Raw genomic sequence first — 25455 nt, forward strand, 5'->3', positions numbered from 1 at the left:
TTCATATTTTGGCAGCTATTCTAAGCTTAGCACTCCTTGCTCTGTTATTCTTTTTAATTTCTTCTCTTGACGGAACTATTAGCCCTCCTACCTTCTTAAAAGGCACATCTATATTACCGTAAAAATCCTTTTCTGGCTCCCCTTCAAATTGTCCTGCACGTATAAATCTTTTTACCAATCTATCTTCTAAAGAGTGATAACTAATAGCACTCAACCTACCTCCTTCATGCAACAAACCTGGTGTTTGTAGCAAAAATTCTTCTAAAACTTGCACTTCTTGATTTACCTCTATCCGAATTGCCTGATAAATTTGCGCTAGTATTTTATGTTCTTTATGTTTAGGCAAAAAAGACCTTAAAACCTCTTTTAATTCTTCGGTTGTTTTTATTTTGTTCTCTTCCCTACTTTCTATAATCTTATTCGCCATAGCATTTGCATTTCGCAAATCTCCATATTGAAATAAAACTCTTCGCAAATCATCAAAAGAGTACTTATTAACAACACTATACGCTGAAATGGTATTTTTGCTACTCATTCTCATATCCAAATCCGCATCAAAACGAGTAGAAAAACCCCTTTCTGCTTTATCAAATTGATGAGAAGAAACCCCAAAATCTGCTAAAATTCCATCCACCTTACGAATACCATAGAACTTTAAAAATTGCCTTATATACCTAAAATTCTCATTAATTAGCGTAAACCTTTCATCATCAATTGCATTTACTAAAGCATCCTCATCTTGATCAAAAGCATATAATTTACCTTCACTCCCTAACCTACTTAATATCTCGCGAGAATGCCCGCCACCTCCGAAGGTTACATCTACATAAATGCCATCTTCCTTTATAGCAAGACCATCTACGGACTCTTTCAACAAAACTGGATTATGATAACTCATTGCTAGATTTATCTGTATTTCTTACTTTTCTTGCGAGACTCACCTTTTCTTCTTTAGATGCCGAGATTCTAGCATCATAAAGGTCTTTATCCCAAATCTCTATTCGCTTACCAATTGGCGCCAAAACCACACTTTTTGTTATCCCTACTGCTGTTATAACATCCTTAGGGATTAACAACCTTCCATTGGCATCAATCTCTACCTGCCTTAGACTAGCTGTATATTTTCTTATAAAGTCTATATTCTCTTCTTCGTACCTACTCAATTCATTTAACTCCCGCATTACCGTGTTCCATTCATTCATAGGATACAACTCCAAACAGTCCTCATAATAAGACCGCTTAATCACAAAGCCGTTACTCAATACAGGCGCAATCTGGCTCCTTAGGCTAACAGGTAACATTACCCTGCCCTTAGCATCCGCTTTACAATTAAAAACCCCAAAGAAAAATATATCCAAAGTCCTGTATTTACCTTTTATAACTCAAATATATATATTTTATTACCACTATTTACCACAAAATACCACTTTGTTAATAAATTCCACTCATTTTTACCTTTAAGAGTATAAAAACACAAAAATTGATTCTTTTTAAAAAAATAATATCTTTAATTTTATACATTATATATGTGGCGTTTTAGTTTTAATATGCAGCAGAGCGTAATTCGCTTTTCTATATATTTGACTATATTTGCGACTTAAGACCAGAAGCATCCTTAATGGAAGAAGAAATAATTACTGAAGGAAAATACAGGTATATAGAAAAAGGAGAAGGCACTACAATTATTATACTACACGGTCTAATGGGCGGTCTAAGCAATTTTAAAGGAGTGACAGACTATTTTCCTGAAAAAGGATATAAAGTTTTAGTACCCGAATTGCCAATTTACGACATGCCTTTAGTTAATACCACTGTTAAGAATTTTGCAAAATATCTAGATAATTTCATAAAGTTTAAAGGTTTAAAAGACGTTATCCTTTTAGGAAATTCGTTAGGAGGCCACATTGGCCTCTTACACACTAAATTATACCCTGAAAACATTAAAGCTTTAGTCATCACAGGAAGCTCCGGATTATACGAGAGTGCCATGGGTGATGGTTACCCAAAGCGTGGGGATTATGAATTTATAAAGAAAAAAGCACAAGATGTTTTTTACGACCCCGATGTAGCTACAAAAGAAATTGTTGACGAAGTATTTAGCACGGTAAATAATCGTTTAAAATTGGTAAAAACACTAGCTATAGCCAAAAGTGCTATTAGACACAATATGGCTAAAGATTTACCAAAAATGAATACTCCTACTTGCATAATTTGGGGTAAAAACGACAATGTTACACCACCTAATGTAGCCAATGAATTTCATGAATTACTACCTGATTCTGATTTGTTTTGGATAGAAAAATGCGGGCACGCTCCTATGATGGAACACCCAGATGAATTCAATACTATTTTAGATTCCTGGTTAGAAAAAAGAACTTTCTAAATATTTTTTAATGAAAATAAAGTCTGCTGACTTTGTAATTAGCAATACGGACGTCTCTAGATGCCCAAAAGAATCTTTACCAGAATACGCCTTTATTGGAAGATCCAATGTTGGCAAATCTTCCTTGATTAATATGCTGACTGAGCGAAAAAGCTTAGCAAAGACCTCTGGAAGACCTGGAAAAACACAGTTAATCAATCATTTTAAAATAAACGAAAACTGGTTTTTAGTAGATTTACCCGGATACGGATATGCGAGAGTTTCCAAAAAAAGCAAAAATACTTTCCAAAAATATATCACCAATTATTTTACACAAAGGGAACAACTTGTTTGCTCCTTTGTTTTAGTTGATTTAAGACACAGCCCACAGCCAATCGATATGGAATTTATGCAATGGATGGGAGAAAATGGTATTCCTTTTTGCATCATATTTACTAAAGCAGACAAGCTAAAACCAAAAGCTATAGAAAAACAAGTAAATCAATACATAGAAGTACTATTGACAGATATGTGGGAAGAAGCACCAATGCATTTTGTAACCTCCTCTAGCAAAAGACTAGGAAGGGATGAAGTTCTTAATTTTATAGAAAACGTAAATTTAGACTACTTTAAAAACAAAAATAACAGCTTAGTTTAAAATCCTCGTATTCAAAACATCAATTAAATTTTGCGCTTCCTTTAAATTGTTTATTTCATCTGCAGTAATAAAAGACTCTAACTTTCCTTTTACACTTTTTAAAATTACAGGACACTCCACCAAAGCTACTCTAGATATATTATATTTTTTAGTAAATTCATCTTTATGCAAAAACTCCATTTTTATATTGCTACTTTCTCTAAAATTTTTCCATAATTCATTCTCCGAAAACACACCATAAGTAATATCACATAAACTACAAGCATACGTATTAGGACTAACTACCTTATGGAAACTATCGAGAACACTATTATACCATCCAGAATTAGCATTATAAACAAAAATCAATTTTTCCATATTCTATTTTTATTGACTACCACATAACATTAGTCAACCCTACCATACATAGCTTACATTGCCAGTAAACAATATTGTAACATTACTCCTGTATTTTGTTTACTAAATAGTAAAAATACAAAAACATGATAGGTGTCATGTTTTTCATCGAGGTCGGGTATTAATTTTGATGCTCAAAACAACAAACCTTATATCATGGACAAAATTTCAACTTTATTAGTGCCCTTTGATTTTTCTCCTTTAGCTGAAAAAGCTTTGGATTATGCTGTAGATTTTATTGGATTAAAAACTAATATGAAATTAGTTCTAGTACATATCACCGAAACCCCAGAATCTGATAACATAAACACAAGGTTTGAAGAAATAAAATTGAAATACTCAAAAACGCTGCGTTCTCCGATGGAATGCATACATAAGGCTGGCTCTCTCACCGATTCCGTATTAGAGGTACAAAAAAATCAACAAATAGATTTAATAATCATGGCAACTTCTGCTCCTAGTGATTCTTCTATTACAAAAAGCAATACTTCCGAACTTGTTAAAGTTGCTGATTGTCCTGTCTTAGTAGTACCTAACACCTCTGATGATTTTCAATTAAAAAACATAGCTCTTGTGCTAGGAAAAGACGAAATCAATAACAAAGAAGCACTTAGCACTCTTTTAGATGTAGCACGTAAGTTCAACGCTAAAGTTCACGTCTTAACTATAGAAAACGAACCCGGAATATACGGCTACTCTTCTACAGATGAAAAAAATGAAAACTTATTAGAGTACTATCTAGAGTCTTTTTACAAAGACCATATGTTTATTGAAAACAAAGACGTAGTAGAGGGTATTTCTCAATATGTTACTGAAAAAGAAATAGACCTTATTACTATTTTACCAAGCAATCATGACAAAAAAAATAGCCCCTCAAAAGGAAAGTTAACAGAGGCATTAACACTACAATCCAAAGTGCCTTTATTAGCCATAAACTAAAATAGATTAAAAAAATAACCGCAATAAGCGGTTATTTTTTTAAGCAAACTACCTCGAAGCAATCCCAGGAGGCTTTCATAGGAAAACAACCTTGAAATTTAGAGGCAAACCTCGGAGCATTTAAATCTCGATTATCGAGTAAAACGATTTATTTATTTTTCGGTTTTTAGCTCTAGTTTTTCTGCAAAATAGGCACAAAAATCTTTCATGGTAGCAGTCATTTTTTCATCTTGGGTAGCCTTCATAAAAGTATCTGACATAGCAATAAGAGTTTGATGAAAAAATATTTTCATTTCATCCACAGGCATATCCTTTGTCCATAAATCAATTTTTAAAGACTCTTGATTTTTACTGTCCCATACAGAAAGTAACATTGCCTTAATTTCTTCATTTTCTACTCCCCCATCTTCAGCAGACCATTGCAACTTCTCTGGAACACGATTTTCATCTAACCCAACTTTAAGAGTTATTTTCGATGTATGTAATTTTGACATTATTTCTTTGGTTTATAATTAGATTTCTTAAAAATTTCTTCCGCCGAAACAGGCATTAATTGTACCAACGTTAGTTCATTATTTTCCATAAAAGCATTTACAATTTGCCAGCCAATATAACGCCCCAACCTACCCGGAGATTCCTGGTCCAATTCTAACCCAAATTTTGAAAACGGTGCTGGTTCCAAAAAACGTTTTACCAAATCATTATCTGTACTATATAAATACTCTTGCTCTATAAAATTCCTCCAAATAGGCTCTTCATTAGCCTTTGCCCAATTTAACTCTTCTTCTTCATAGCCTATTTTAACTGCGTCTGTAGCTTTTGGCAATAATTTGTCTTTTAAATATAGTTCTTTTCCATAATAAATTACTTGAGCCAAAAAAGTTCTATCTCTTGGCTTTGGAACCGCACTATTTGCAAACGTACTAGCCACATCACTAACTATAAAACGCCTATCCATTCCTTGGGATATATACTTTTGAATGCCCCCATAAAACTTATGCTCCATCCCTAAATAGTTATCTAAACCAATAAACATTAAACTATCTGCCAAAATAATTCGATTATTATAATCCACATCATTAGTCACTGTAATGACTTTCGGCACTTTATACTTAGGAAAGTAATACTTTACATGTTTATAAAAATCTTTTAACTGGATGGCTTCTGGATCCAGATTTTGAAATTTTTGCCCCACCTCGTGCATTATTTCTATTTGCAAAGTATCTTGCATTTTTTTTACCCATACACTATCAGGAGCAGGAAATAAATAAGGATATTTCTTCCTTAATTTTTGCAAATCATTCGGTTTAGCAGAAGCAAACTCCTGATCGAATCTAGATATAGATACTTCTACATCTAATTTTGCAATTTCTTTTTCTGTTTTATCTTCCTCATTACAGCCTAAAAACAGGGTAATTAAAGATAAAATGATAAAAATCGGCTTACGCATATAAAGTTATTTAGGATAGATTTTCTTATTAAAGAACTTGGTCTTATTTTAGAGGCAAAGTTACTAGTTTTAAATCAATAATAATATTTCTATGCAAACAGAAAAAGTAATAGATCACATTGTAAACTGGCTTAAAGATTACGCCATTAAAGCCAATATAAAGGGTTTTGTAATAGGAATATCTGGGGGTATTGATTCCGCAGTAACTTCTACCCTATGTGCAAAAACAGGGCTAGATCTTTTATGTGTAGAAATGCCCATACACCAAGCTAAAAACCAAGAAGACAGAGCCTCTAGACATATCGAATGGTTAAAAAGTAATTTCAAAAAAGTAAGCCGCCAACCTGTTGACCTTACACCTGTTTTTGATAGTTTACTTAATACATTACCTTCTGTAGATAATGAAGAAGCACGTTTTATGGCCTTAGCAAATACAAGAGCTAGACTACGCATGACTACTTTATACTACTTTGCAGCACTACGTGGTTATTTAGTGGCTGGCACAGGAAATAAAGTAGAAGATTTTGGTGTAGGTTTTTACACCAAATATGGAGATGGCGGTGTAGATTTAAGCCCCATTGCAGATTTACTAAAAACAGAAGTTTATGCCATTGCAAAAGTTTTAGGTATTAATAACGATATTCTTACCGCAGCACCAACAGATGGACTTTGGGGAGATGACCGCACAGATGAAGATCAAATAGGCGCCTCTTATCCAGAGTTAGAATGGGCTATGCAAATGATTGATGAAGGCAAAGAAATTACTGATTTTTCGGGAAGAAAAAAAGAAGTGCTTTCTATCTATAAAAGACTGAACACCATTAATCAACATAAAATGGTACCAATACCAATTTGTAAGATTCCAGAATTACTAAAATAACCACTCAACTGAAATTAAGGTTAATAAAACGAATATTCTTACAAATATTACGTTAGTAAACTAAAATAATCGCATATTGCCTTCATAATTAAATTTTTATACCTTACATTGCATAGCAGTCTTTGTAGTCAGATTATGACTAAAATAAGGTTAATTTAGAAAAGAAAGAAATGATTAAAGTACTTATCGCGGACAACCACCCCATTATCCGCATGGGCGTTAAAAATGTATTGGATTCTACTTCAGATTTTGAAGTTATTGCCGATGCATCTACTACAGCTGAGCTTTTTCAAAAATTAGAAAAGGTTAAGCCCGATGTAATTATGTTGGAAATGGACATACCAGAGATTAATGGTATTGCCACTCTAAGAAAAATTAAAAAGGAATATCCAGAAATTAAAGTCTTAATGTACAGTGGACAATCGGAAGATGTCTATGCACTTAGCTCTATTAGAGCAGGAGCATTTGGTTATTTATCTAAATCTTCTGATGTAGATTATATAGTTACTGCAGTACGTAAAGTAAGTGAAGGTAGTATGTTTATTACTAATGAACTTGCACAACGTTTAGCTTTTGATGAAGGAACGCAGAAACCAAGAAGATTCTTTAGAAAATTATCTACTAGAGAGATAGAAGTTCTTAAACTTTTAGCTAGTGGTAAAAGAAATAAAGATGTAGCTATTGGCTTAAATCTTAATGAAAAAACGGTTAGCACGTATAAAGCTCGTTTAATGAAAAAATTAAATGTAGATAATATGGTAGATTTATTACAACAAGCAAAAGCGCTTGAATTGTACTAAACAATAACCACAAATAAAAAAAGCCTAATGCAATGCATTAGGCTTTTTTTATGCCAATACTCTATTGAGTTTTGTATTTAAAAGTTTATTTAAGTGAATATAATTCATTATTTCCTCTAGAGTTTCTTTGTTATTTTCTGAACTATCGATGGTCTTATTTTGTAAAGTTTCCATCCTTTTCTTTATTAAATAACAACGAAGAGTTAAAATAGTTTCGCTCACCAATTGTGCTATAACGCTATTTTTCTCTTTTGGAAAAATATCTTTACTTCCCCAATTGTGCAAAACATACTTCTCTTCTTCCATTAAAATAGAAGAGATTTCTGAGACGGTTTCTTGTTCTAAATTTGCTAAAAAAATATTTATTGCAAAATCTTCCTTTTCATTGAGCTCCTCTATTAATTTAAAATAAATAACCCTAAACTTCTCATTTGCTAGTTCTATTTCATCATCCTGGAGGTCTAAATAAATTTTCTCATACACTTTAACCTCTAAAGTTTCTGGTTCCAAAATTAAATCTCCCTCTTCATTCTCCTTAAGTACTAAATCTTCAAACGTATGCACGTCTTTTCCATATAGCAACAGTTGTTCTATTATTTTACGTTCTAACACATACTGAACATCTACCTTCTCCTGGATCTCCTGATTTTTAACAACTTCAAATGCTTTTTGCTCTTGTTTTTGTTGTTTCGCAGCTTCTTTATCGCCTTTACTTCCTATTTGTGCAAGCGTATTAAAAAGAACGGCTTCAGAAATATTCATAATCTGAGCACATTCTTGGATATAAATCTCTTTCTGTATACGATCTGGTATTTTAGATATACTCTGTACAATATCCCTAACTGTATCCGCTCTCTTTATAGGATCATTTTCCGCTTCTTTCATTAATAAAGAAGCTTTAAACTGAATGAAATCCTTTCCGTTTTCTTTTAAATAATTTACTACAGCATCAAACTCATTATTTTTTGCAAAACTATCTGGGTCTTCTCCTTCTGGAAATGTGCAAATTTTTACATTCATTCCCTGTTCCAAAATTAAATCTATACCACGTAAAGATGCGCGTAACCCTGCAGCATCACCATCAAACAAAACTGTAATATTTTTGGTTAATCTGTTTATAAGACGAATCTGCTCTGAAGTAAGTGCTGTTCCACTAGATGCTACTACATTATGAATACCACGCTGATGTAACTGAATAACATCGGTATAGCCTTCTACCAAATAACAATTATCTTCTTTTGCTATAGCTTGCTTCGCATGATAAATTCCATACAGCACTTTACTCTTATGGTAAATATCACTCTCCGGAGAGTTTAAATATTTAGCTGCTTTTTTATCATTGGTAAGTATACGACCTCCAAAACCTAAAACACGCCCACTCATAGAGTGTATGGGAAACATAACCCTACCTTTAAATCTATCGAACTTTCTGGAATTCTGGGGATTCGCGGTATCTTCTTTTACAATGGTTAACCCTGTTTTTTCTAAATAACTAAGTTTATACCCTTTATCTAAAGCCGCAAGGGTGAAACCATCCCATTTGTCTAAACAATAGCCAAGCTTAAACTTCTTTATAGTTTCGTCCGTAAAACCTCTTTCCTTAAAATAGGATAGTCCTATTGCCTTACCGAGCTCACTCTCCCATGCCATTTCTGCAAAATGCTCTTGTGCAAACTCGGACACCAGATACATACTTTCTCGCTCATTAGCTTCTTCCTTCTGCTCGTCCGTACGCTCGGTCTCTTCTATTTCTATATTATACTTTTTAGCCAAATACTTTATAGCCTCTGGATATGTAAAATGCTCATGCTCCATTAAAAAAGCAACCACATTACCTCCCTTACCGCTACTAAAGTCTTTCCAAATTTGCTTTACAGGAGATACCATAAAGCTTGGAGATTTTTCATCACTAAAAGGACTTAACCCCTTAAAGTTCGTGCCAGCCTTCTTTAATTGTACAAAATCACCAATAACCTCCTCTAAACGGGAAGTCTCATAGACCTTATCAATGGTTGTTTTAGAAATCAATCTTTAAAAAAGTATTTATGGTGTAATTCTGTAAAGATAATTGAAATAATAAATTAGGCAAGCTATCCCCATTTTCAGGGAGTTTATTTTCATTGTTACAAGGGTGAAAAAAAGATACCAATCAACGCATCTTTGTAGTATAAAAATACAAACATTTTAATAACCTTAAAAACTAAAAAATTATGATCTGGGGAATTACACTTATTTTATTAAGCATTATTGCAGTACCGTCTTTAATTCTTGCAAAAAAACCAAATGCAAAAGAGCTACTCGAAAAAGTTGAGCCTTACCAAGGGTGGATAGGCCTTGTTTTTTGTTTTTGGGGTGTATGGGGTATAATTACAGCCTTGTTAAATTTAGGATGGCTAACAAGTGCTCCTATATGGTGGATTACTTTACTTGCTGGCAATATAGTTTCTGCTGCATTAGGGTTTATGTTAGGATCTGGACTAATTAACAAACTATTCTTAGGAAAAAATGAAGCTGCACAAGCAAAAGCAGAAGAATTAAGAGCCAAAATTGCTCCCAAACAAGGCAAATTAGGGATTTTAGGACTTATTGTTGGCGCCTGGATGATAGTTGCTTCCTTTATGTTCGCTGTAGTATAACAACACACTAAAAGAATACCATGAAAAAAATTATACTCTTAACGCTTATTCTTATGACAGGTCTAAAAGGCTTTTCACAAGAGAACAAAAATCGCATTAATGTAACAGGCGTACATACCGTTGAAATTAGCCCAAGCTACATTGCAAAAATGATGGTCAGTTTAAATAATGTGTATTACGATTCGCAAACTATGTCTTTAGAAGAAATTAAATCTGGATATCTAGACAAATTAGCAAAAGAAGGAATACCAAATACCTCCATAAAAAAGAATCAATTACAATATGATTTAATGGGGTACGAAAAAGATGGAATTATTGTTGAATTTCAAGGAAAATCTTTAGAAGAAATGCAAAAATTCTTAAAAATACGCTCCATTGGTGTAAGTAAGTTAGACCACAATTACAAGGTTGAATTTACAGAAACTCAAATGGCTGAATATGCCAAAGGCGCTTTTGATAACGCCAAGAAAAAGGCGGAGACAATTGCAAAGAAACTAGGAAAACAAGTTGGTTCTATAATTTCTTTTACAGATAACAATGCTAATAAAATAAACCATTCTTGGTATTACGGAACTCCGACTGATTCCATGGATTACCATATTAGCGTTTCTTTTGAACTTTTATAAATACAGTTACTTTGGTTGGTTAATTGTAAGAACGTCTTGTATTCTTGGTAATAGTGTTCATGTTTCTAGGTAAAAAACAAGACGTTTCTTTTTTTAAGATGAGCCCCAGAATATATTCTGGGGCTTATCTTCTATAAATCAAATCGCAGACCTAGCGATATATTGTTTTGTTTTACTACTGCATTTTTAAAAATAGGATTTAAATCGTACTTCACATATAATAAAGCACCATCGAAACCTGCATAAGCACTTAAACCATAAACAAAATCATTGGTATTATAATTTCGCTTAAACTTCTCTTTTATATTCTCTCCGTTACGTTTATATTTTAATTTTTGACGTGTTGCTAGATTAAAACCACCATAAATCCCAACACCAAGTCTAAACTTATTGTGTATAGAATAACGAACCGTTTTATCTGATTTTTTATACTTCGATGGTCCAAACTCTAAATGCACAGGAAATACTAAATTGTCCATTCTAAATTTTGACTTATCCAAATCCACATCAAACTCTTCTAAAACAGCTTGATTATTAGAGTCTAACACAAAATATTGATCGTTTTTAGGCTTCAATCCATTAAACTGAAAAGAGACTCCATAATTTAATCGCATAAAATTTGAGTTCTTAAAAACCCGTGTTCTCCATTGCCAACCAAGTTCAAAAAAACGACTTCCACCTACTTTATACGGAGTATCTTGAATAGATTGACCTTCCATAATAACATTGTTTAAACCAATAGCAATTACAAAATCTGAATAGGTACGCCTGTCATACTTTAATTCCTTTTTCCATCCTTGCTTTTTCTCCCATTGAAGCGTAGAACCATCTCCTCTTGTTAAATCAATACTAATACCCAAACCTTTATTTGCAGAGCTATCTATAGGCTTAAGCACCAAAACATCTCCAGAATTACGCTCTATTAATGAAATCTCATTAGTAACAATTCCTATTCTTTCTTCAATATTTAAAGCTCTTCTTTTTGCTGCATTTTCTTTTAATTTCTGAGCTTCTTCTGATGAAATTTCATTTGCATTTAGACGTTGACTTATAGATTCTACCTCGACCTTAAGAGCTTCTTTCTCTTGCTCTACAATGAGACTCTTTTTTTGTTGTAGATTCCTAACTCTATCTTCATTATTTTCTTGTGATAATAACATGGCACTAAAAAATAAGGCCAAACATAAAATACGAAAAGTAATAGTGGTCATAAATTTTTGATTTAGTATTCCTTGCCTTTCTCACCTTATTAGGATGAGAAAAGAACAAAGAATTATGATTATTGATTGATGAATATTTTAATTATTACGATCGGCAACTGCGGTCTTTACTTTTAAAAATCTATCTTTTAAAGATTTAAAAATTTGCTCTCGAAAAGATGTATCTAACTCGCCCTCTACCTCATTAAGCAAGGCCAAGGCATCTACTTTGTTATTATTTAAAAATAATTTATTTGTTAAAATTTCTAACTGCGCTTCTCTCAAAAGCGAATCTATTTCAGCATCGGTAACCTCATAATCTACTGTCTTAAAAAACTCTGTTTTCTCTACAATAGAAGCCACTTTACTATCTAACACCGAATCTGATATTACGAAAGAATCTATCTTATCTAATAAAGGCTCATTATGAGCAATAGTTTCTTTTTCTTTCTTTTTGATAGGATAAACAATAGTCTTTGTTTTTGCATCTTCCTTTGTAATACCCTCTAAATTTTCACTTGGAACAACTACCAAAGCTGGAGAATTATTTTCAATTATAATTTTATTGGTAGCCTGATTCTCCTCCTTAATTTCTTTATCTATCTGCTCAATTACAATCTCATTTGTAGAATCTATATCTTTTGTGGTATAGAAAAACAATGAAAAAGAAACCACAATTAGAATACTAGCAGCAATAGCATACCAATAAAATCCTTTATTATTCGGCTTTTTATCCACATCTAGTTCTTGAGAAATAGATTCCCATACAGAATCCGAAGGAGATATTTTTCTCTCCTTAAAAACTTTTTGCATGTGTTTTTCTATTTTATTTGGTTCCATATCCTATGATATTTTGTTCCTTTAATTTTTTCTGCAATAATACCCTTGCTTTAAATAATTGCGACTTAGAAGTGCTCTCCGTTATCTCTAACATTTCAGCGATTTCTTTATGCTTGTACCCTTCTATAGCATACAACACAAATACCATTTTATACCCTTGTGGCAAAGCGTCTATTATTTTCTGAATATACTCTACTTCTAAAGCAGATGTGTTTTCATAATCTCCGACAGCATTCTTTTCAAAAATTTCATCATCATAAACTACAAACTGTTTTTTTCGAAGATAACTTATGCTTTCACGAATCATTATTCTTCTAATCCAACCTTCAAAACTTCCTTGATGCTTAAAACTATCTAGTTTAGAAAAAACTTTTAAAAACCCGCCTACCATAACATCTTCTGCAAACTGCATATCTTTAATATACTGCCTGCATACCCCCAACATTTTGGGAGCGTAGGTATCATAAATAAAGCGTTGTGCTTCTCTATTGCCAGAGACTGCTTTTTTTATGAGTTTAGTCTCGTTTTTATAAAATGAAATGATTTTCAAAGTCTTTTAAAATTGTCTTCTATAAAGATAGACGAGTTATACTTTGAAATAGTTGCCTGAAGTATAAAATTATTTTTAATCGCAGAGCGATAACCAAATTGGGTTTAATCCCCGAAGCTTATTACGCATACATAAAAATGGAATCCGTAGTTTTTTTGGGCTAAAGTCGCTTACCCTTATTTTTTTCTATCCACTACATAATTAACCATGAGCTGTAGTGCTCTTTTATATTCGGACTCTGGATAATTCTCTAACATTTGCAAAGCTTCTTCTTTAAAAGCTAGCATTTTAGTGACCGCATATTCTAGCCCTCCTTTTTCTTTTACAAATGCTATTACTTCCTTTACCCTTTGTTTGTCTTTATTATGATTTTTAACCGAGTTTATCACCCATTTTTTTTCGGATTTAGAACAATTATTTAAGGCATAAATTAACGGTAATGTCATTTTTTGCTCTTTAATATCTATTCCTGTAGGTTTCCCTATTTTTTTTCCTCCGTAATCGAACAAATCATCTTTTATCTGAAAAGCCATTCCACATAGCTCTCCAAATTTTCTAAAAATTTCTACATGCTCTGAATTTGGCTGCACTGCACATGCTCCAAGACTACAACATGCTGCAATAAGTGTCGCTGTTTTTTTCCTAATTATTTCGTAATAAATATCCTCCGTAATATCTAATCGTCTTGCTTTTTCTATCTGCAGCAATTCGCCTTCGCTCATTTCGCGAACGGCTACGGAAATAATTTTAAGCAAATCGAAATCATCATTATCTATGGATAACAATAGCCCTTTAGAAAGTAAATAATCCCCAACTAGTACCGCTATCTTATTTTTCCATAGTGCATTTATAGAAAAAAAACCTCGTCTTTTATCGCTTTCATCTACAACATCATCATGAACTAAAGTCGCGGTATGAATAAGCTCTATTACAGATGCTCCACGATACGTTCGTTCGTTAACCACACCTTCATTTAACAATTTAGCGGTTAAAAATACAAACATTGGGCGCATTTGCTTACCCTTACGATTTACTATATAATAGGTTATTCTATTTAATAACGCCACTTTAGAAGTCATAGAATCCCGGAACTTTTCTTCAAAGAGTTCCATTTCTTTATTAACAGGTTCCTTTATTTGCGCTACAATTTTCAAGTAATAGGGATTTCTAAAAATTAATACTTCAAAATTAGGAAAAAATATAAGTCTAATAACGTGATAATCAGAATTACAACGAGAGAAATTTATATTCGTAAGATACAGACTACAAATATGCGCGAGATTTGCTTCTCTTCTTTTATTTATATCTAAAATAGTATCTATCAACAAACTAGCTCTACCCTGAATATAGGGGTGCTATTATAGCTAACTAAAGGGTGCTTTATAGTCATATATACATCTATATTTGCTGAAATTAATAACCCTTAAGATTAAATTTAAGTAGAATGAAAACAAAAAATTTATTAGCATTAGCAATTGTATTATTAGGTAGTGTAGCATCCGTTAATGCTCAGAAATTAAAAAAATTCGGAAGTTCTGTCGAGAAAAAAATTGGCCCAAAAACGATTAAGGTTCCTTATACGGATGTTATTTCCTATTTAGGTTATGCTCAACCAGGAAGTGAAGATGAAGTTAAAGACAATAAAAAATTCTATTACATTTATGTATGGGTTCCTTTAGCCGCTCCAGAATTAGGTGTACGTATGATATCTCCTGCAAACAGCAAAGTGAAAGGTGCAATTGCATCTAAAAACTATACAGAAAACTCTGGTTCTTCTGAATATTTTGACACGTACATAACTTTAGAGCGTTCTGATATTATTTCTAAAGATGGTATTACCGCTGAAAATGCAAAAACTGCGAAATGGGTAACTCTAGAAAAAAATGATGATAGTTCTGAAATGCCAAAACAACCAAGTGGTAGCAGCTACAATTCTCTTTTAAGATATAAGAGTGAAGTTAGCAACCCTACTAAAGCAATAGTTGCTGGGTTATATAGAGTAGGCTTTACTACGTATAAAACAGGTGAAGTAAAAGGAACATTCTTAGCACAAGTTGCTGCTCCAATAAAATTACCAGGAGTAGTAATGGCAAAAACAATTGAAGAACTTAATGCTAAATTAGCAGAGTAATAATTTGTTTTAAGTTATTTGTAAAATGTAGAAGTTATTTATACTTAAATAGCTTCTGCATTTTTTTATTAGCTTTTATTTGCTAACTGACCACAAGCGGCATCAATATCTTTTCCTCTAGACCTTCTAACAGTTACAACAATACCATTTTGCTCTAAGACAGACACATACATTTCTACTGCTTTATTTGTTGCTTGCTGAAAAATGCCATCGTCAATAGGGTTATATTCTATTAAATTCACTTTAGAGGGCGCAAATTTGCAAAAGGCAACCAAAGCGTCTACATCTTTCTTTGTATCATTAATCCCATCCCAAACCACATATTCGTAGGTAATTCTACTATTTGTTTTGGCATACCAATATTGTAATGATTCTCGTAAATCTGCAAGAGTAAAAGTGGCATTAAAAGGCATTATAGAAGTCCTAATCTCATCAATAGCAGAGTGTAAGGATACTGCTAATTTAAACTTAACCTCTTGATCGGCCATTTTCCGTATCATCTTTGGCACTCCAGATGTGGAAACGGTAATTCTTCTTGGAGACATACCTAACCCTTCGGGCGCGGTAATCTTATCTATTGCCTTTAAAACATTATTATAATTCATTAAAGGCTCTCCCATACCCATAAAAACAATATTACTCAGAGGCTTATCAAAATACAATCGACTTTCATTATCAATAGCCACTACTTGGTCGTAAATCTCATCCGGATTTAAATTCCGCATACGCTTTAACCTAGAAGTTGCGCAAAATTTACAATCTAAGCTACAACCAACTTGGCTAGAAACACAAGCGGTAGTTCTTGTTTTAGTAGGAATTAAAACGGACTCTACAATTAAATCATCGTGCAAGCGAACGGCATTTTTTATAGTACCGTCGCTACTCCGTTGCATTTGATCCACTTTAATATGGTTAATGACAAAATTTGCCTCTAACATATCTCTAGTTTCCTTAGAAACGTTGGTCATAACATCAAAAGAATGTGCTGCTTTTTGCCAAAGCCATTCATAGACTTGATTGCCCCTAAAAGCCTTATCTCCGTTTTTTACAAAGAATTCTCTTAACTGCTCTTTTGTTAATGCTCGTATGTCCTTTTTTTTCTCCAAGTTTTATAAGATAAAAAATCCTGTTAACCTAAGCTATATTGCAATGGATAACAGGATTTTAATATTATTTATGATGCTATTATATTATTAACATGGCATCCCCATAAGAATAAAATTTATATCCTTCTAAAATTGCTTCTTTATACGCTTTCTTCATTAAATCGTGTCCTGCAAAAGCAGAAACCATCATCATTAAAGTAGATTTTGGTAAGTGAAAATTTGTAATCATACAGTTCGCAATACTAAATTCATATGGAGGGAAAATAAATTTATTAGTCCATCCTTCATAGGTATTTAATGTATGGTTAGAAGATACTGCACTCTCTAAACCACGCATTGCTGTTGTACCAACGGCACAAATTCTTCTTTTCTCAATTTGCGCTGAATTTACAATCTCAGTAGCTTTTTCGTCGATAATTAACTCTTCGCTATCCATTTTATGTTTAGACAAATCTTCTACCTCTACTGGGTTAAATGTACCTAAACCAACATGTAAAGTAAGTTCCGCAAAATCTATTCCTTTAATTTCTAAACGTTTTAACAAATGTTTAGAAAAGTGTAAACCTGCTGTAGGAGCCGCAACAGCACCTTCGTGCTTAGCATAAATGGTTTGGTATCTTTCCTCATCATCTGGCTGTACTTCTCTTTTAATATACTTAGGTAATGGTGTTTCTCCTAACTCTTTTAATTTTCTTCTAAAATCTATATAAGAACCATCGTAAAGAAAACGTAGTGTTCTTCCTCTTGATGTAGTGTTATCTATAACCTCAGCAACTAAAGTATCGTCATCTCCAAAATAAAGTTTATTACCAATACGGATTTTACGTGCTGGATCCACTAAAACATCCCAAAGACGTTGTTCCTCATTAAGTTCGCGCAATAAGAATACTTCAATTCTTGCTCCTGTTTTTTCTTTATTACCATATAATCTAGCAGGAAAAACTTTGGTATTATTAAGTACCATTACATCGCCCTCATCAAAATAATTAATAAGGTCTTTGAACATTTTGTGCTCAATTTTACCGGTTTCTCTATGAACTACCATTAGTTTAGATTCATCTCTATGTTCCGCAGGGTGTTCTGCTAGTAAATCCTCTGGTAATTCAAAATTGAAGTGTGATAATTTCATTTATACAATTTTTATTAGCGTTTTTCGCGGTGGCAAATATACAACCTGGAAGGAGGGGTTGTCAAGTAAAACCGCAATTAAATAGAAATTAAGCTTGTTTAACGATTATTCCAAGGTTTTCAAAATCGGTCCAATAGTCTGGATAAGATTTAGAAACCACCTCTGCATCGTTTATAAATAATGCTGTTTTTAAGGCTAAAGGGCCAAAGGCCATTGCCATTCTATGGTCATTATACGTATCTATTGCAACGCCCGACTTTATCGTCTGTGTTGGTTCTAAGGTTAGCGTTTTATCTGTTACCTCAATATTAGCACCTAACTTAGATAATTCTGTATACAATGCTTCTAAGCGGTCTGTTTCCTTAATTTTTAAGGTATGTAAGCCTGTTAAATAGCAACCCATACTTAATCCTAAGCATGTAACTGCAATAGTTTGAGCTATATCTGGAGCATTGGACAAATCTATAGTAACCTTTGACAATGGGTTGATCATTGTCTTTTTTAATATAATTTGATGTTCTTGAAAAACGGTTTCTACACCAAAATCTTTATATATTTTTGCTAAAACACTATCTCCTTGTAAACTATCTTGTTTGTATGCAGATAATGTAATTTGCGAACCTACATCGCTTAAAGCAATTAAACTATAGAAATACGATGCGGAACTCCAATCCGATTCCACAACCAATTTCGTAGGTTTTACCTCCTTTTTAGGAGCTATAGTGATGGTGTTTTCTTCAAAAGTACTTTCTACTCCTATCTCCCTTAAAAGTGCTAAAGTCATTTTAATATAAGGAACCGATGTTATTTTACCCACTAACTCTACCTCTAAACCATTTTCTAGACTCGGAGCTGTTAATAACAACGAAGAAATATATTGACTACTAATATTCGCAGGTAGGCTTACCTTATTATTCGTTAATTTTTTTCCTTTTATAAGTAAAGGAGGATATCCTTCATTTTTTACATACGTAATATCTGCCCCTAAACTTTGTAATGCTTCTACCAAGACTTTTATTGGTCGCTCTGTCATCCGTTGCGACCCTGTTAAAGTAACCTCTTTTCCTTCTTGACTAGCAAAATAACTAGTTAAAAATCGCATCGCTGTTCCTGCATGATGTATATCTACAACACCTGTAGATATTTGCAATCCTTTTTCCATAACAATGGCATCATCCGAATTGGACACATTGCTTATAGAAATGTTAGAATACAATGCTTTTAATAATAAGGAACGATTAGACTCACTTTTAGAGCCTGTTATTTTTACCGTAGCATTAATTAAATTGTTGGATGGACCAGAGATGTGTAATTTCAAAACTAAAGTGGATTAAAAACGAACGCCAAATATAATACTATTTCAACTTTTTATTATTCTGGTGACGATCATGATCGCGCTTTGTTTTTAATTCTAACTTTTTATCAAAAGCTTGTTGTAAATCTACTCCTGTTTGGTTTGCTAAACAAAGTACAACAAACATAACATCTGCTAATTCTTCGCCTAAATCTTTATTTTTATCGGATTCTTTTTCACTTTGTTCCCCATATCTACGGGCTATAATACGAGCTACCTCACCCACTTCCTCTGTAAGCTGTACCATATTAGTGAGCTCATTAAAATAACGAACACCATGCTCTTTAATCCAAGTATCTACTTCTTGTTGTAATGCAGTTATACTCATGTGTCTTATATTTTAGACAAAACTACTTTTTCTGTTTGTTTTTCTACTATTGCTTTAAAAAATTCTTTTAAGCCTTTATAATCTTGAGAACTAATTATCCCTTGATTAATACTTAAATCCGATTTTACCTGAAAACCACTTTCGTTTTTTGCTATGTGAAATATAAAATGTCCTATTCCATCTCCTATCGTAATATTAGCCGATGTTGGCATGGATTCAATTTTATATCCATCTGGAATTTTAATTGCTACAATGTACTTATCTAGCCACGGGTATGCATAATCAATTGGATATTCTCTTTCCTCTGTCTTAAACGGATTCTCTTCCTGAGCAAACCAAAACAATGGAGATACGTACATTTTGTCATCAATTATTTCTGCTGCATTCTCCTTATTAAAACTAAAACTTTCAATTACTGGCTTCCCTAGCTCTTTCTTATTCTTTATCTGGTACTCTGAAATTTCTAGTCCATTATAGGTCTCTTCTAGTTTTTCAAGATAAGTGTCTTCTGTCAATTCAGAATTACTTACCCTAAAATTATATGCAATATAATCTGTACAGGTTCTTCTAGCTTTTCCTTTCCCATTACCTTCTTCTGAAATTGAAATTTCCATCATCATACTTTCTAATGATTTATTATCTGGTAATAAAGAAACAGATGACGACACCCCTCCCTTTTCGACAATCCTACCTGCCCAATTAAGAGCTCTAACAGGCAACATATTTGGCTTATTATACTTACTTGTAGCATCTAGAAAAATATTTTTACCGTCTATCTTAACTACAGCAACCACATAATTAAAACCATACCTTGTTGGGAACAATGGCACCCCGTTACTTCTTGTACTTACTAATACTGGGTTTGCATTTAACCCCGCTGCACGTAACATACTAACCAATATTAAATTAATATCTGCTACATTACCTGTCTTTAATCCATACGCTTTTTTAACCCCTTCATCTGTAGAATAACCGAAAATATCATTCCAATGCATTCTAGATTGAATATGACTAAACACAGCATTCATTTTTTCATTTTCTGATGTTTTTCCTAATAAAATATGGGCCAAATCTTCCTTGTAATATTTTTTAAAATCTAATTGGTTACCAAATTCATCATTCTCATAAATCTTCTTAACCACGCTTTCCCATGTACTACTATAATTTTCAATTGACGAGTTAGGAAACTTTGTATATTGTAATTCATATTTTATAGCTGACCTATAATTATTCATACTATTAACATATACTTCTTTTTTTAGAGCAGGGACATCCTTCATTACTACAGACGAAATATTTATTATATAATCTAATTTAGAGGTAGAATACTCCGTTGACATCATTCTACCATTAACCTTTCTTGTCTTATTTGTAAAAGTTATATTACCCGGTTTACGACTCTCATTAATAGTATAACGTAAGTAACCTTTGGTCATATTTTTAAATGTAAAATACTCTGGAATAGCTACTTCTATTTCTTGTTCCACAATAGGAATATCATATTGCAATATAATCTCATTGAAGGAAGAATAAAATGGAGAATTTACCGTGTATTTATATTCAATTACACTTCCTTCTTTTAAATTAGGCATGGTAAACTTTTCTTTCGTGTAATATTTAGATGATTCTTCAGAAAAAGTATCCGATTTTTTAAGTTTTGTCTTTTCTATTTCTTTGCCATTTAAATTATAGGTGTACGCTTTAAGTCCTACAAGGCTCTCTTTAGATTTTGCCCCTTGATATAAGCTCTCTACAACTGTCCCATATTTAAATCCTCCTTTATTGTTAATTTTAATACGCTCATGAACCCCTTTCTCAATTATAAAACCTTGGGATTCTATATATTTAAAGGAAACATTTACTTTTCTAAATAGTACAACCGCATCTGCAGTAGAGTCTTTAGCATAAAATTCTTCCTTTAATTCTTCTTTCGACACTTTACCAAACTTAACCTCTTGAGCAAAAGAAACCTGTGTAAACACACAGAACAGAACTGCCATTTTTACGAAATTATTCATAATATTAATTTTATAATATTTGTGATTTTATTACTTTTTTATTAAAACAACTTGTGCTTTATCATTTTTAGAAACTTTTTTTCTGAAATTTCTATATTCGCCATATTTTTCTTTAGGATACGCGCCGGATTTTAACAAAAATAGACGCTCATACTTTAAAGTCCCATCTTCCTGTTCTAATACAGAAGCTTTGTATTCACCAAACTCTGACACAATCTCTATAGGCTCTGGTAAGGCTTCTATACCGTAATCTTCTGGAATAGATATAATATAGCTATCCACATCTAAATAACCTCTCTGAACTTGAAAAGGCAATTTTCTGGAACGATAGCGCTTAGGCACATAACTGTTCTTATTTAAAGCATTGGGACTAAACAACATTCGCTCCCCAGAGGGCCTTGCGTAGCTTTTTGCATTGATGTTTATGTCCTCTATAAATTTTACTTCTCTTTTATTATTATCAAAGGCATAATCTTCTAAGACCAAATTATTTATATTGGGCCATGTATCTTGGTAATACTCTAGAATTTTATCTCTGTCTAAATCCTCCATATAGAATCTATTGTCATACTGCACCCCTCTAGTTTCTATTAAAACTGAAGCTTTAATTGCGCCGTCTAGCAGCAAATTTATTTTAGCTTCTATTTTCTGAAGATTTTGCTTTTCTAAATAAGCAGATGTTTTAATAATTCTCCCTCCATCTTTATCTACAACAAAAACATTTCGGTTATCAGTAAAATCTCCAACAAATCCAAAAGGTATTTTTTGACTTGTACACTCTAACCATATATCCTCTTTATTCTCTCTAGGGATATTCAAAATCACATGATTTGTTTGACCTAAAAAAGAAGGAAAATCTTCATCTACATCTATTTGTTTATCTCTCGAAGCATAAACACGTGAGTAATTTGATTTAACTCCTACAACATCTAACAAAGCTTTTGTATAATTTGTAAGCCCTTTACAATCTCCATACTTTACTCTATCTACCTCTGCTGCAGAAATTGGCTGTATACCTCCAATACCTTCTTGAACACTTATATACCTAGTATTTTCTTGCACATAATTATACACTATTCTTGCCTTCTCAGAATCTGTAATTGCATCCTTAACCATTCTTCTAATAGTTGTTTTCGTACTCTCAGGTAAATTCAATCTTTCTTTTATAAGATTACGATACATCCATTTTCCCATTTCATTCCAATTGGATAATGTAGCATTATACCCCTCGTAATGAAATTTTGTCATTGCAACCTGTAACCTAGGGAATATATATCTAAAATCAGGACTGTGATTTTCAAATTTTATTGCTTTTATATTATTCAAAGAATAAGTCTTTGAATTAGACTTTTCGTCCAATTCAACACGATACTCTTCTTCATTTTTTTTTGCTATTCTTGGCTTTAAATCTTCATTAGGGAAATTAACGGTGTAAATGCTCTTTTCTACACTTACTAAATAACCATCTAAAAAATACCAACTAGGTATAGTTACTGTGTTTTTGGTCTGTATTTCTTTTTCAAAAACTACCGTATAGGGGTAACCAATAGGAGTATAATCTATATATTTAACTCTATAATCGGAATATAATGTGCCTCCAGAGACGGCACTAACATCTACAAAATCTTTTTCCTTGATTTTTTTTATTTCATTCCCTAAGGCATCATAAATAACCGCTTTAATAAACTTAACTTTTGTAGAATTACTATAACCTGCATACGCATTTACATGCTTACCTCCTTTTTTGTTAAAAACAGTAACCACTCTTTTAGACTTTATAATCATATTATCCTGTGCAAGGATATCTACAACCATTTCGTCTAAACGAACTACGGCATTTGCATTGTCTTTTAATTCTTTATTTATTAAAAGGGAAGAGTATTGAAAATCTTGAGAAAAAGAAAATGTGCTGCATAAAAACAACACTAAGTAGCAAGAAAAGCGCATTTGGTTGGTATAATTAGTTTGGCTCTCTAATTAACGAAAAAATACTAATTTTCTTACTTATTTATGCGAAAAAAATTAAAATTATTCTTTATTTTTTGTATCTATAGCTATAGTTACAGGCCCATCATTAAGTAAGTCGACTTTCATATCAGCCCCAAAAATTCCTGTTTCTATTTTTTTCCCCAACTCTGTTTCCAATTTACGTACAAATTCTTCGTACAAAGGAATAGCTACTTCTGGCCTAGAAGCTTTTATATACGATGGCCTATTTCCTTTTTTTGTACCTGCGTATAATGTAAACTGGCTTACTACAAGTGCATCGCCATTTATATCTATTAGCGATGTATTCATTATACCATCTTCATCATTAAAAATTCGAAGATTTGCGATTTTTCTACAAAGCCAATCAATATCTTCTTGGGTATCTAAATCTTCTATTCCTAAAAGTACTAACACCCCTTGTTGTATCGATGAAATTATTTTTTCATCGACAGTAACACTTGCTCTAGAAACCCTTTGTATTACTACTCTCATTTTTTTTCGGAATGAATATCTACTCTATAATGCTCATCTTCTCCAGAAACCATTTGCACGTAACTTTTATACCTACTCCATGCAATTTTATCTGTTTCTAAAGCCTTTTTAACAGCACAATGAGGTTCGTCTATATGCAAACAATTATTAAACTTACATTCCCCTTTTAGTTCGAAAATTTCTGGAAAATAGTTGCCAATTTCTTCTTTTTCCATGTCAACAATACCAAAACCTTTTATTCCCGGAGTATCTATTATCCTAGAATTAAAACTTAGATCAAACATCTCTGCGAAAGTAGTAGTGTGTTGTCCTTGCAAATGCTGTTTAGAAATTTCTTTGGTTTTTATACTTAAGCCTGGCTCTATACTATTTACTAAAGTAGATTTACCAACACCAGAATGCCCAGAGAACATAGAAGTTTTTCCTTCCATTAGTGCTTTAACTTTATCTACATTTTTTAGTGTTTTTGCCGAAACACCAATACAAGTGTACCCAATTTTTCTGTATAAAGCTGCTAAGTATTTTACCTCTAATAACTCCTCATCATTATAAGTATCAATTTTATTAAATAAGATTATTGCAGGAATATGATACGCATCTGCGGTAACTAAGAAACGGTCTATAAAAGCAGTATGTGTAGGCGGATTATTTAAAGTTACCATTAAAAAAACCTGATCCAAATTTGTAGCAATAATATGGGTTTGCTTCGATAAATTAACCGATTTTCTTATGATATAATTCTTTCTCTCATCAATAGATGCGATTATACCTATTGTTTCATCTCCGATTTTCTCTACTTCAAAATGTACTACATCCCCAACAGCAACTGGGTTTGTGCTTTTAATCCCCTTTATTCTAAATTTACCCTTTATTCTACAGTTATAAAAACTACCATCTTCCGCCTTTACGGTGTACCAGCTTCCAGTAGATTTATATACAGTTCCTATCATTTACATAGATTATACTACAAAGAAACAAATTTAGTTTAGAAAACGTCTAATAATTAAGTCTTTAAAGGTTCTATAGACAGCATTTCTTTTTTTGAACAAAAAACATATACAAATGCAACCTTTAAATAATCGAATTGTCTATTATTTATATAAATCATAAAAAATAACTGTCATGCGAAAAATTATTTTTATTGCAAGCTTACTCTTGTCCACACATACAATTTGTACTGCACAAGAATTTAAAGTAATTACAAGTGTAGAATCTATTGTTCCCAGTGGCATGGGGCGATCTAGAATTATAGATACGAAAGAAGAAAAAGATTATGAAGCATATACCTCCACCCAAACCGAAGAAAATAATACTAGAAATAAAGCAAAAAGAGGAGACATTAGAGTAAAAAACTTTGAAGAAACCAAACTTTTAAATTTCTATAACATCGCTGGCATACGTTTTCAAAACATTGCAGCCAATGATGCAGTGATATCTTCTAAACTAAACAAAATGTCTAAGGAAGGTTGGGAGTTAATACATGTGATTAGCGCCGTAGAAAGTGACGCTGGTGATAAAGATGGGCAAGGCATCTTTATAACTCGCTATTTTTTTAAAAAATAAACTATTTTC

At 32.5% G+C, this 25455-nt stretch carries 27 protein-coding genes; 9 read left to right on the forward strand and 18 right to left on the reverse strand.

The features are described 5' to 3' along the window. Position 1: 1 nt before the first annotated feature. Positions 2-898 carry a 16S rRNA (cytosine(1402)-N(4))-methyltransferase RsmH gene (gene rsmH, locus QZZ51_RS03580; RefSeq protein ID WP_291865979.1) on the reverse strand — a complete coding sequence of 299 codons (897 nt, stop codon included), beginning with the start codon at positions 896-898 and terminating at the stop codon, positions 2-4. Next, positions 885-1358: a division/cell wall cluster transcriptional repressor MraZ gene (locus tag QZZ51_RS03585; RefSeq protein ID WP_291865982.1), complete on the reverse strand. Its 474-nt coding sequence runs from the start codon at positions 1356-1358 to the stop codon at positions 885-887. Before QZZ51_RS03585 ends, rsmH begins: the two co-directional genes overlap by 14 nt. Positions 1359-1618: 260 nt before the next feature. On the opposite strand from QZZ51_RS03585, the gene QZZ51_RS03590 reads away from it, so the two are divergent. Together QZZ51_RS03590 and yihA are read left to right on the forward strand one after the other, a co-directional pair. Beyond that, positions 1619-2383, forward strand: a complete 765-nt coding sequence (locus tag QZZ51_RS03590; RefSeq protein WP_291865984.1) for an alpha/beta hydrolase — start codon at positions 1619-1621, stop codon at positions 2381-2383. A gap of 10 nt (positions 2384-2393) precedes the next feature. Further along, a complete protein-coding gene (gene yihA, locus QZZ51_RS03595; protein ID WP_291865987.1) occupies positions 2394-3020 on the forward strand; it encodes a ribosome biogenesis GTP-binding protein YihA/YsxC in 627 nt (208 codons plus the stop codon). Here the strand turns inward: yihA and QZZ51_RS03600 are convergent. Beyond that, positions 3012-3377 carry a GTPase gene (locus QZZ51_RS03600; protein ID WP_291865989.1) on the reverse strand — a complete coding sequence of 122 codons (366 nt, stop codon included), beginning with the start codon at positions 3375-3377 and terminating at the stop codon, positions 3012-3014. The two genes, yihA and QZZ51_RS03600, sit on opposite strands and share 9 nt — an antisense overlap. A gap of 195 nt (positions 3378-3572) precedes the next feature. Here QZZ51_RS03600 and QZZ51_RS03605 point away from each other — a divergent pair, with 195 nt between their 5' ends. Further along, on the forward strand, positions 3573-4355 hold the full coding sequence (locus tag QZZ51_RS03605; RefSeq protein WP_291865991.1) for a universal stress protein: 783 nt from the start codon (positions 3573-3575) through the stop codon (positions 4353-4355). A gap of 152 nt (positions 4356-4507) precedes the next feature. Here the strand turns inward: QZZ51_RS03605 and gldC are convergent, their stop codons facing one another. Beyond that, positions 4508-4849, reverse strand: a complete 342-nt coding sequence (gene gldC, locus QZZ51_RS03610; protein ID WP_291865994.1) for a gliding motility protein GldC — start codon at positions 4847-4849, stop codon at positions 4508-4510. Then, positions 4849-5805, reverse strand: coding sequence for a gliding motility lipoprotein GldB (gldB, locus tag QZZ51_RS03615; RefSeq protein WP_291865997.1), 957 nt, complete (start codon positions 5803-5805; stop codon positions 4849-4851). Before gldB ends, gldC begins: the two co-directional genes overlap by 1 nt. Before the next feature lie 91 nt (positions 5806-5896). On the opposite strand from gldB, the gene nadE reads away from it, so the two are divergent. Both nadE and QZZ51_RS03625 read left to right on the forward strand, forming a co-directional pair. Then, entirely contained in the window at positions 5897-6685 is a 789-nt protein-coding gene (gene nadE / locus QZZ51_RS03620) for an NAD(+) synthase (protein WP_291866000.1), read from the forward strand. Positions 6686-6855: 170 nt separating this feature from the next. Next, positions 6856-7485 (forward strand): response regulator transcription factor, encoded by a 630-nt coding sequence (locus tag QZZ51_RS03625; RefSeq protein WP_291866003.1) that lies wholly within the window; start codon positions 6856-6858, stop codon positions 7483-7485. Between the two features lie 48 nt (positions 7486-7533). Here the strand turns inward: QZZ51_RS03625 and dnaG are convergent, their stop codons facing one another. Continuing rightward, a complete protein-coding gene (gene dnaG, locus QZZ51_RS03630) occupies positions 7534-9513 on the reverse strand; it encodes a DNA primase (RefSeq protein WP_291866006.1) in 1980 nt (659 codons plus the stop codon). A gap of 182 nt (positions 9514-9695) precedes the next feature. Between dnaG and QZZ51_RS03635 the strand changes: the two genes are divergently transcribed. Further along, entirely contained in the window at positions 9696-10121 is a 426-nt protein-coding gene (locus QZZ51_RS03635; protein WP_291866009.1) for a hypothetical protein, read from the forward strand. A gap of 20 nt (positions 10122-10141) precedes the next feature. Beyond that, positions 10142-10747: an SIMPL domain-containing protein gene (locus QZZ51_RS03640; protein ID WP_291866012.1), complete on the forward strand. Its 606-nt coding sequence runs from the start codon at positions 10142-10144 to the stop codon at positions 10745-10747. A 131-nt stretch (positions 10748-10878) separates the two neighbouring features. Here the strand turns inward: QZZ51_RS03640 and QZZ51_RS03645 are convergent, their stop codons facing one another. The 4 genes from QZZ51_RS03645 to QZZ51_RS03660 form a co-directional block, all read right to left on the reverse strand. Beyond that, positions 10879-11958, reverse strand: coding sequence for a hypothetical protein (locus tag QZZ51_RS03645; RefSeq protein WP_291866015.1), 1080 nt, complete (start codon positions 11956-11958; stop codon positions 10879-10881). An 87-nt stretch (positions 11959-12045) separates the two neighbouring features. Beyond that, on the reverse strand, positions 12046-12786 hold the full coding sequence (locus tag QZZ51_RS03650) for a hypothetical protein (protein WP_291866017.1): 741 nt from the start codon (positions 12784-12786) through the stop codon (positions 12046-12048). Further along, on the reverse strand, positions 12773-13336 hold the full coding sequence (locus tag QZZ51_RS03655; protein ID WP_291866019.1) for an RNA polymerase sigma factor: 564 nt from the start codon (positions 13334-13336) through the stop codon (positions 12773-12775). The genes QZZ51_RS03650 and QZZ51_RS03655 overlap by 14 nt, the downstream gene beginning before the upstream one ends. 176 nt (positions 13337-13512) lie before the next feature. Next, positions 13513-14490 carry a polyprenyl synthetase family protein gene (locus tag QZZ51_RS03660; RefSeq protein WP_291866021.1) on the reverse strand — a complete coding sequence of 326 codons (978 nt, stop codon included), beginning with the start codon at positions 14488-14490 and terminating at the stop codon, positions 13513-13515. A gap of 290 nt (positions 14491-14780) precedes the next feature. Here QZZ51_RS03660 and QZZ51_RS03665 point away from each other — a divergent pair, with 290 nt between their 5' ends. Further along, positions 14781-15467 (forward strand): Lipl32 family lipoprotein, encoded by a 687-nt coding sequence (locus tag QZZ51_RS03665; RefSeq protein ID WP_291866023.1) that lies wholly within the window; start codon positions 14781-14783, stop codon positions 15465-15467. A gap of 68 nt (positions 15468-15535) precedes the next feature. On the opposite strand, the gene rlmN is transcribed toward QZZ51_RS03665, so the two are convergent. From rlmN to rsgA, 8 genes are all read right to left on the reverse strand, one after another. After that, complete coding sequence (gene rlmN / locus QZZ51_RS03670) at positions 15536-16573, reverse strand: 23S rRNA (adenine(2503)-C(2))-methyltransferase RlmN (RefSeq protein ID WP_291866026.1); 1038 nt, start codon at positions 16571-16573, stop codon at positions 15536-15538. A 79-nt stretch (positions 16574-16652) separates the two neighbouring features. Then, entirely contained in the window at positions 16653-17702 is a 1050-nt protein-coding gene (queA, locus tag QZZ51_RS03675) for a tRNA preQ1(34) S-adenosylmethionine ribosyltransferase-isomerase QueA (protein WP_291866028.1), read from the reverse strand. An 88-nt stretch (positions 17703-17790) separates the two neighbouring features. Then, on the reverse strand, positions 17791-19020 hold the full coding sequence (gene aroA, locus QZZ51_RS03680) for a 3-phosphoshikimate 1-carboxyvinyltransferase (RefSeq protein ID WP_291866030.1): 1230 nt from the start codon (positions 19018-19020) through the stop codon (positions 17791-17793). 37 nt (positions 19021-19057) lie between these two features. Then, positions 19058-19384: a nucleotide pyrophosphohydrolase gene (locus QZZ51_RS03685; RefSeq protein ID WP_291866032.1), complete on the reverse strand. Its 327-nt coding sequence runs from the start codon at positions 19382-19384 to the stop codon at positions 19058-19060. A gap of 5 nt (positions 19385-19389) precedes the next feature. Beyond that, positions 19390-21402, reverse strand: a complete 2013-nt coding sequence (locus tag QZZ51_RS03690) for a DUF3857 domain-containing protein (RefSeq protein WP_291866035.1) — start codon at positions 21400-21402, stop codon at positions 19390-19392. A 30-nt stretch (positions 21403-21432) separates the two neighbouring features. Further along, entirely contained in the window at positions 21433-23349 is a 1917-nt protein-coding gene (locus QZZ51_RS03695) for a DUF3857 domain-containing protein (protein WP_291866038.1), read from the reverse strand. An 81-nt stretch (positions 23350-23430) separates the two neighbouring features. Then, positions 23431-23883, reverse strand: a complete 453-nt coding sequence (gene dtd, locus QZZ51_RS03700; RefSeq protein WP_291866041.1) for a D-aminoacyl-tRNA deacylase — start codon at positions 23881-23883, stop codon at positions 23431-23433. Then, positions 23880-24833: a ribosome small subunit-dependent GTPase A gene (rsgA, locus tag QZZ51_RS03705; protein ID WP_291866043.1), complete on the reverse strand. Its 954-nt coding sequence runs from the start codon at positions 24831-24833 to the stop codon at positions 23880-23882. Before rsgA ends, dtd begins: the two co-directional genes overlap by 4 nt. Positions 24834-25005: 172 nt before the next feature. On the opposite strand from rsgA, the gene QZZ51_RS03710 reads away from it, so the two are divergent. Then, positions 25006-25446: a hypothetical protein gene (locus tag QZZ51_RS03710; protein WP_291866046.1), complete on the forward strand. Its 441-nt coding sequence runs from the start codon at positions 25006-25008 to the stop codon at positions 25444-25446. The last annotated feature ends 9 nt before the right edge of the window (positions 25447-25455 follow it).

This window comes from Maribacter sp. (genome assembly GCF_016744255.1).
Lineage (GTDB): Bacteria > Bacteroidota > Bacteroidia > Flavobacteriales > Flavobacteriaceae > Maribacter_B.